This is a genomic window from Cupriavidus numazuensis, assembly GCF_905397435.1.
Taxonomy (GTDB): domain Bacteria; phylum Pseudomonadota; class Gammaproteobacteria; order Burkholderiales; family Burkholderiaceae; genus Cupriavidus; species Cupriavidus numazuensis.
In genome coordinates this window covers 1-8,349 of the sequence record NZ_CAJPVI010000118.1, presented here as the reverse complement: position 1 = coordinate 8,349, position 8,349 = coordinate 1, and the positions used below count along the sequence as shown (strand labels likewise).

Annotated in this window: 7 protein-coding genes and 1 pseudogene; 4 read left to right on the top strand and 4 right to left on the bottom strand. The window is 60.1% G+C overall.

The genetic code is table 11. The features are described from left to right. Positions 1-108: transposase (locus tag KHO41_RS40365; protein WP_211958787.1), on the top strand; the 108-nt coding region annotated here is incomplete at its 5' end. An 88-nt stretch (positions 109-196) separates the two neighbouring features. On the opposite strand, the gene KHO41_RS40360 is transcribed toward KHO41_RS40365, so the two are convergent. Genes KHO41_RS40360 through KHO41_RS40350 form a run of 3 tightly spaced genes read right to left on the bottom strand, consistent with a single transcriptional unit; the run spans position 197 to position 2,940 of the window. Further along, positions 197-1,726, bottom strand: coding sequence for an ammonium transporter (locus tag KHO41_RS40360; RefSeq protein ID WP_211958786.1), 1,530 nt, complete (start codon positions 1,724-1,726; stop codon positions 197-199). A 26-nt stretch (positions 1,727-1,752) separates the two neighbouring features. After that, positions 1,753-2,091: a P-II family nitrogen regulator gene (locus KHO41_RS40355; RefSeq protein WP_211958785.1), complete on the bottom strand. Its 339-nt coding sequence runs from the start codon at positions 2,089-2,091 to the stop codon at positions 1,753-1,755. A 51-nt stretch (positions 2,092-2,142) separates the two neighbouring features. Beyond that, complete coding sequence (locus KHO41_RS40350; protein ID WP_211958784.1) at positions 2,143-2,940, bottom strand: TorF family putative porin; 798 nt, start codon at positions 2,938-2,940, stop codon at positions 2,143-2,145. A 449-nt stretch (positions 2,941-3,389) separates the two neighbouring features. Here KHO41_RS40350 and KHO41_RS41560 point away from each other — a divergent pair. Further along, a pseudogene (locus tag KHO41_RS41560) lies at positions 3,390-3,692 on the top strand (MerR family DNA-binding transcriptional regulator); the annotation flags it as partial. 580 nt (positions 3,693-4,272) lie between these two features. On the opposite strand, the gene KHO41_RS40345 reads toward KHO41_RS41560, so the two are convergent. Beyond that, the gene (locus KHO41_RS40345; RefSeq protein ID WP_211958783.1) at positions 4,273-4,782 is read right to left on the bottom strand and encodes a winged helix-turn-helix transcriptional regulator; all 510 of its coding nucleotides are present in this window, start codon (positions 4,780-4,782) and stop codon (positions 4,273-4,275) included. Between the two features lie 1,137 nt (positions 4,783-5,919). Between KHO41_RS40345 and KHO41_RS40340 the strand changes: the two genes are divergently transcribed. Both KHO41_RS40340 and KHO41_RS40335 read left to right on the top strand, forming a co-directional pair. After that, positions 5,920-6,627, top strand: coding sequence for an SDR family oxidoreductase (locus tag KHO41_RS40340; protein WP_211958782.1), 708 nt, complete (start codon positions 5,920-5,922; stop codon positions 6,625-6,627). Positions 6,628-6,747: 120 nt separating this feature from the next. After that, complete coding sequence (locus tag KHO41_RS40335; RefSeq protein WP_211958781.1) at positions 6,748-7,824, top strand: alkene reductase; 1,077 nt, start codon at positions 6,748-6,750, stop codon at positions 7,822-7,824. Positions 7,825-8,349 lie beyond the last annotated feature (525 nt).

Here is an 8,349-nt window from a genome sequence, read left to right as displayed (position 1 = left end):
GGCATCAACAATCGGATCAAGGTGATCAAGCGTATGGCCTATGGCTTCCGCGATGACCATTACTTCTTCCTCAAGATCCGAGCAGCCTTCCCCGGAAATCGGCGATGAACCATAAATAAGCCCGGCACGCGGCCGGGCAGTACTTCTAAGGGTCGATCCCCCAATCAACCCTCCAGCCAGCACAACACCTTTACACTCAGACTTCGTAAGCGGTTTCGCCGTGCGAGGTGATGTCTAGCCCCTCGCGCTCTTCTTCCTCCGGCACCCGCAGTCCGATTAGCATATCCACCAGCTTGTAGGCCACGAAGGCCACCACGCCCGACCAGATTATGGTCGTCAGCACAGCCTGAAGCTGGATCCACAACTGGCCAGGGATCCAATAATCCTCTGCGACCATGTTGGTGACGTAGTCATAGATGCCGGTACCGCCAAGGCTCGGCGCTGCGAACACGCCGGTCAGCAGCGCGCCCAGGATGCCCCCCACGCCGTGCACGCCAAAGACGTCCAGCGAGTCGTCCATGCCCAGCATGCGCTTCAGGCCGGTCACGCCCCACAGGCACAGAAGGCCAGCCAGCAGGCCCATCGCGATCGAACCCATCGGGCCGACGAAGCCGGCTGCCGGGGTGATGGCCACCAGGCCGGCCACCGCACCCGAGGCACCGCCCAGCATCGACGGCTTGCCCTTGCCGATCCACTCACCGAAGGTCCACGACAACACTGCGGCGCAGGTAGCCAGCAGCGTGTTGACGAAGGCCAGTGCGGCCGAGCCGTTGGCTTCCAGTGCCGAGCCGGCATTGAAACCGAACCAGCCGAACCACAGCAGCGAGGCACCGACCATGGTGAAGGTCAGGCTGTGCGGACGGATCGCCTCGCGGCCGAAGCCGATGCGCTTGCCGAACATGAAGGCACCGACCAGGCCGGCTACCGCGGCGTTGATGTGCACCACGGTGCCGCCGGCGAAGTCGAGCGCGCCCTTCTGGAACAGCCAGCCGGACTTGGACGTTGCGGCCGTACCCGCGGCGGCGTCGGTGAAGGCATCCGGACCGGGCCAGAACCAGACCATGTGGGCAATCGGGATGTAGGCGAAGGTGAACCACAGCACCACGAACACCAGCACGGCCGAGAACTTGGCGCGCTCGGCAAAGGCGCCGATGATCAGCCCGCAGGTGATCGCCGCGAATGCGCACTGGAAGGCGAAGTAGCCCAGCTCCGGCACCACTACCCCCTTGCTGAAGGTAGCCGCCACGGCGTCGACCGTGAGCCCCTTCATGAACAGCCGGTCGGTGCCGCCGAAGAACGCGTTACCCTCGGTGAATGCAAAGCTGTAGCCGTAGACGGCCCACAGCAGCGACACCACCGAGAAGATCGTCAGGCACTGCATCAGCACCGACAGCATGTTCTTCGAGCGGACCAGGCCGCCGTAGAACAGTGCCAGGCCCGGCAGCGTCATCAGGATCACGAAGGCCGTGCTGACCAGCAGCCAGGCGGTGTCGCCCTTGTTGGGCACAGGTGCGGCCGGTGCGGCAGCCGCTTCGGCCGGCGCAGCGGCGGTGGCGGCCGAAGCGGCTGCAGGTGCCGCCGCGGGGGCAGCGGAGGCGGCAGGAGCGGAGGCCTCGGCCGCCGGCTTGTCCTGCGCGACAGCATGGGTGGAAAAGCCGACGCCGGCTGTGCCGATGGTCAGCGCCATCGCGCCCGCCGTCAGGACTCGCTTGAACCAGGTTTTCATTTGCTTAACCTCTTGTGATTGTGCTGTCACAGGGCATCGCTGCCGGTCTCGCCGGTGCGGATGCGGATGACCTGCTCGATCGGTGCCACGAAGATCTTGCCGTCGCCGATTTTGTCGGTTCGGGCCGATTCCTCAATGGCCTCGATGGCGCGCTCCACCACATCATCGGGGACGGCCACCTCGATCTTCACCTTGGGCAGGAAGTCGACGAGGTACTCGGCGCCGCGATACAGCTCGGTGTGGCCCTTCTGGCGGCCGAAGCCCTTCACTTCCGTGACCGTGATGCCGGACACGCCGATGTCGGATAGCGCTTCGCGCACCTCGTCGAGCTTGAACGGCTTGATGATAGCGATGATCAGTTTCATCGATTTCTCCTGTGGGCAAGCCGGCTGCGGCTTGCCCTGACTGACGCTCAATTAGAAAGTCTTGGTAAGGGACACCCAGCCCGTGTTGTTGCCAACATTGTGGTTATAGCTGTTGGTGTAGAACGACTCCTTCGCGTTGGTGCCGATATAGGCCACTGCCACAGAGAAGCCTTTACCCAGGTCCTTGGTCAGGCCGAGCTTCCAGTCCAGGTACGACGCCGCACTGATGTGCTGGACGTTCTGGTAACCCAGATGCGCATTCATCGTTAGGTCCCACACATTCAGCGGGTAATTGAAGCTCAGGTCGATATAGCTGCTGTACTGGCTATTGGCGATGCCGAACAAGTTGGTGAGCGCCTGGGAGTACTTCAGGAATACCGGGCCATAGCCGATGCCGGCATAAATCTCGGTGGTGTACGGACGCGGCTGGCTGTAGCCGCCCGGATAGAAGTACTGCAGCACGCCGACGTCATAATTGAACTCCATGTCGCTGGCCTTGAAGGTGTTCTTGAAGCCGCCGTAGAAGTCCATCTCGATCGGCGCCGACACCGACTTGTCGGCATCCGAGATCCAGCTGATGCTGGAGTTCCAGTTGCCGATGTAGAAGCCACTCTCGTGCGCGTAGTCAAAGCCGCCCTGAATGGCTGGATGGCGATTGGACTGGCTCAGGCCGCGGTACCGGTAGTCCGATGCCAGCGAGACATTGGCCGTGAACGTATGCGGCGACACGGGCTCGGCGGTAGCGGCAGCCGGCGCTGGCGTCGCTGCATCCGTGGCGCTCTGGGCGAATGCGGTGGCAGCGGAACTACAGAGAACGACTGCGCCGACTGCAATGGCCAACTTCTTCATGGATCCCTTCTCCTTTTCAATTTAGGCTCGGATTTCGGCTAAGTGATACTTACAAGGGCTGGCACGAGTGCAAGCTGCGTGCCAGGTGAAGCTCTGCATGTGAGACCTATCGTGAGGCGTTGAGACTATTTAATGCGGAGTGTCGTAAGAAAATCCTTACATCTATTGGCGGTGATTTCTTACATTTGCGCTCAGCGTGCCCGTGATTCATAAAATCAACGCCCAACTGCTGTGCAAATGTGAAGAACTAAGTCACCTCTACGGTGCACCGTTGTCACTTCGGATTCCTGCGTAGATTCTGGACTTTTGCTGGGAAGATGCGCAGAGGCACGACCATGAGGCAAGGGGAGCCCAAGGCGAACATCCGCGTCAAGAAGGTGGATGTAGCTGTTCGTGGATAGGCTGCGCAAACCTGATCCAGTTCGTTTAAAACGGTTGCCTACCCGGTTATGAACAAACCAGGAACAAACCTCCTTTCAATCGGCGAAGCGGCTGCCGCCCTTGGCGTGGCTGTTGCGAGATTGCGGCGCTGGCATCGCCGGGGCCGCCTGCTGCCTGCTCTGCGCATCTTGGGGGGCCATCGGCGCTATGCGTCGGACGCGGTCCGAACTGCATCGGGCGCGCAGGTGCACCCAGCGGGCAAGACTATCTGCTACGCCCGCGTCTCGTCTAATGACCAGAGCGCGCAACTCCAGACGCAGGCGGCCCGCCTTGAGCGGCATTGCCAGGAAGGTGGGTTCGCGAAAGTCGAGGTCGTGACGGACCTGGGCAGCGGACTGAACTATCGGAAGAAGGTCGCTTCGCGCGCTGCAAGGCTTTGCGGGCAGCCTGCGCAAGCTCGCGTTTCCTGGGCCGCCGATACCGAACTAAACGACGCTGTCTCGCCGCGCACAAGGTATGTGGCCGTTTGTAGTTGACCACCACAGACGCAGGCGAGCTTGCCCGAGCAGAACGTCCTCGCTGTGCATGTCATCGAGGATGAACCGCCCGTCGGTGTCGAGCCGCTCGAATGAATGCTACTTAGTTCGATGCCCACGCGCTCGGCCGAGCAGGCTCTTGAGCGGCTTCAGTGGTATGCACGGCGCTGGACCATCGAGACCTGGAACCGAGTATTGAAGAGTGGCTGCCGTATTGAGGCTCGCCAATTCGGGAGGCTCGAACGCTTCGTGCGGATTACCTTGGCCGCTCTGGGACACAAGCGCTGCCGCCCGACGCCCAGAGCGGTGCGCACGGTGCAAGCCGCTAGCACGCGTAGGCTGGTTTCGAGCGGCTGGGAGAAGCCGGTAGGCGTCCGGAGAGAGGAGTTTCTCCGCGTCAGTCGTTCTTGGCCCGCTAGGTGGCGAACTCGGACGACAGGTATGCCTCCGCATCCGCCAGGCGCCGGCGCACGCCTTCGTCGGCGGCCGGCCCGGGGGCAATGGTGTAGCGCGCCAGGTCAACCGGCGCGCCGCTGGCGGCATCGACCAGCACGGGCTCGATCGGCTGCCCGGTTGTCTTGTTGACAAGCTGCACGCTCGTTCCCTCGGGTGCGAAGTGCTTGTTGCCCCAGGCGAGCAACGACAGCATCACGGGCAGGAAATCGCGGCCGACGTCAGTCAGCACGTATTCGTAGCGCGGCGGCCGCTCCGAATACTGGCGCCGTTCGAGCAAGCCCTCTTCCACGAGCCCGTTGAGGCGGCGCGTGAGCATGTTCGGTGCGATGTCGAGGTTCTTCTGGAACGCATCGAAACGCGTGGAGCCGTAGAACGCCTCGCGCAGGATCAGGATGCTCCACCACTCCCCGACCCGCTCGAGGCTGCGCGCAATCGGACATTGCATGTCCCGGAAGGTCTTTCTTTGCATCCCGATGTCTCTGTAGATAGTTGCCTAATGAGTCTCATGCTACTGGTGCCGCTTCAATCAGGCAAGCAACCACCAACCGCGGCGGCCGATCTTCCAGGCGCGTCGCCGTGATCTACAGTCATTTCGTGCCGCCGATGCAGTGGCAAGGCGAAGCATCCATCGTGCACGAAACCTCGCGAGCGCGAGGTTTTCTGTAGTCGGTGAAAGCTGATTTGTGTCCAAGAATTTGCCTACTTCCCGTCCTTCTGAAGACTAAAGAAGTGCACAGCTTCGAGCATCGATGCTGATACCTAGCCGCGCAGGCGCAGGTCCGGTTGCGAGCCATTGCGCGAGCGTCAGGCGTCAGTCTCCGCGCAAGAACCGAAACCTGCAGAACTGAAACCTGCCAAAGGCGCATGCGAACGTAGAGCGCGCGTTGTCGCAAATGTCATGAAATGGCAGGTGCGCTTGTAGTACCTTGATCTTCCAAGAGAAGAGTCTCAATGGAAGACTCCAGTTGAGTTCTTTATATTACGAGCATAATATCATCGTGTTGGCCGTCCCCACACAGGAGTCCTCATCGGGTGATAGCTGGCTGTAAGCACCTTCCGGGGCTGAGGAGCCTTCAGCGTCGCAAAATGTTCGGGCGATCGCGCGAAGTCGTTCGAGGAGGCGTGCGCTGAGTTAGGGCCTTCCTTACTACGCAAAAAACCAGGTTGGAATCTCGTTGACAATGATTGCGAGCACAATTAATATCGTTGGGACTCGACGCGGTGCAGGCGCAAGTGCCGATGCCGTAGTGACTGGAAGTGCGTGGCGCTCAAGTGCTGACGCATTGTCAGTCGCTCCAACTTGCCGACTAGGGAGCGCGATAACGCTGCTTGCATCATCGATCGGTTTTGCCGCCCCGTCAGAGGAGTGGTCAGCTGGGTTCTCGCTCCTGTGCCTCGTTACGAGGGGCGAGTTTCGCTACGGTAACAACAACGGCGCAAAGCAAGCTCTCGGCCGTGACTACCTTGCGCAAGCCGATTCAATTGGTCAGCGGGGATTCTGTCAATGCGTCTGCTCGCAGCATTCCTATCAGGGCGACTGCTACACGATTCATGTCGATGGGATCCAAGATTGATTTGCTTAACCCTTCAATTCAAAGGTCATTAAATGAAAATCGAGGATGCAGTAGTACTGGTCACCGGAGCCAACCGTGGTCTGGGTGGGGCTTTCGTGAGGGCGCTGATCAAGGCGGGGGCGCGCAAGGTTTACGCCGCATCGCGTGACCCGTCTAAGGTGGACATAGAAGGCGCCATCCCAGTACGTCTAGATATCGCAAATGAGGTTGAGGTTGCTGCCGCCGCAGAGCAATGTGCTGATGTCAATTTGCTTGTGAACAACGCAGGCATAGGCCTTCCGTCTGCATTCCTTGCAGAGGATGGCGTTCAGAAGGCTCGCGCACTGCTCGAAACGAACTTCTTTGGGACTCTTCTCGTGAGCAGGGCATTCGCTCCCGTTCTTAAGCGCAATGGCGGAGGGGTTTTGGTGAATATGCTCTCTGTGACGAGTTGGATCAATCTGCCGACATCTAGCGGGTATTGCGCATCGAAGACGGCTGGGTGGGCACTGACCAACGGGTTGCGCAATGAGCTTCGAAGCCAAGGCACTCGGGTTATCGGTGTTCATGCAGGCTTCATCGATACGGATATGGCAAAGCACGTCTCTCTGCCGAAGATCAGCTCTGAGTCAGTAGCCGCGCAGGTAGTCGATGCGATCAGGGGTGACGCGGAAGAAGTCTTCGCGGACGAACTATCGCGTCAGGTTAAAGCGGGGCTGTCTGCCAACCCGGGGGTATATCTCCGTGCGCCCGCACTGTAGGTTCGAGTTCGCCGTGTAGCGATCCGTGACTGCATGGCTTTTTGCTGCAACTGAAGCGCAGCGTCATCAATATTAGCCGATCCTTATGCGAGGTTCGTCGTCTAGCCATCCACGTCTACCATGAAGCCAGTATCCATCTTTGATCCTCTCGTAGTGGGAGAGCTTGAACTCCCGAACCGTATTATCATGGCGCCGCTGACCAGGCTTCGTGCGCCTGGACTTGTGCCTAACGATATGATGGCGCTGCATTACAAGCAGCGTGCGTCCGCGGGCCTCATCATCTCGGAGGGCGTCCCGGTCATGCCCGAGGCCGTCGGTTACCCACACGTCCCCGGCATTTGGTCGCCGGGTCAGATAGAAGGGTGGCGCAAGGTCACAGATGCGGTGCATAACGCCGGAGGGCGGATCTTCGCCCAGATCTGGCACGTCGGCAGAATTTCCGATCCTTCACGTATTGAAGGTGGTCTGACGCCCGTCGCTCCGACCGCTATTGCACCTGACGGCCATTTGGCGCACAGCCGGCCGAAGATGCCATATGGCGTGCCGCGTGAATTGAGCCTCGCAGAGATCAAACAGCGCGTAGAGGCATTCCGCCTTGCAGCGATTAACGCTCTGCAGGCTGGATTCGATGGGGTGACAATCCACGGCGCCAATGGTTACTTGCTCGACCAATTTTTGCAGGACGGCTCGAACCATCGCGATGACGAGTACGGCGGCAGCATCGAGAATCGCGCGCGGCTACTCCTTGAGGTCGCAGACGCGGTAAGTTCTGTCTGGGGCGCGGAGAGTGTGGGCATGCATCTCGCTCCTGGCTCGCCAAGTCACAGCGTAAGCGACAGTGACCCGTCGGCTACGTTTGGCTATGTGGCAAGGGAACTGGGCAAGCGAAAGCTTGCATTCCTCTTTGTACGTGAGCCTGAGAGCGAAGGGGCATTGCTGCCGGTAATCCGACGGGAGTTTGGCGGCCTCTGCGTAGCGAACGACGGATTTGACATCGAATCAGCCAAGGAAGTGGTTGCAAGTGGGAAAGCCGATGCTGTTGCATTCGGGCGGGCATACATGGCAAATCCTGACTTGGTTGAGCGACTCCGCCTCGGCGCGCCGTTGAACAAGCTTATTCCTGAGACGATTTTCGACATCGATTCCTGCGGCCCAACCGGATACCTCGACTATCCGGTGCTCGGCGCTGCAGCCTAAAGCTAGGGCGCGACTGGAACCGCAGGCGCCTGTCTATTGCGACGTGAAGTACGTCGCGCGACCGGGGGCTGGAGCGTGCATGCTGCCGCCGCGGGCGTGATCGCCCGCGGCGGGCAGAAGTTGTCTGAAAGGTTGCCACGCGCGGCACGAGTATTCGTGTTCCCATGCGAGGTCACCATGACGTCCTGCAGTTACCTGTAAGGAAAGACCGCAGATCACGACAAGGTGTCTGGGGCGAGGTTCATACAGCGTACAGAAGTCTGGTGCGCGAGCAATGGCTCGCAGCCCACAGCGCATCCACGCAGCGAGGCATCAGCACCGTTGGCCGAAGCCCTCCGGCTTCGCCATCCAGCAAAGGCACACCGTTCGTCTTGCGCCATTCTGAATGTTCAGATTTGCACATCCTTAAAGTAACGTATGCAGTCAATAAACGACGTCACTCACAACTGCGTCAGGCATAGCCCAAGGTAGCAGCGCGGCATAGTCATCGGCCGTGGTGGCCAGGGGCAACTTCGTGAACAGCCA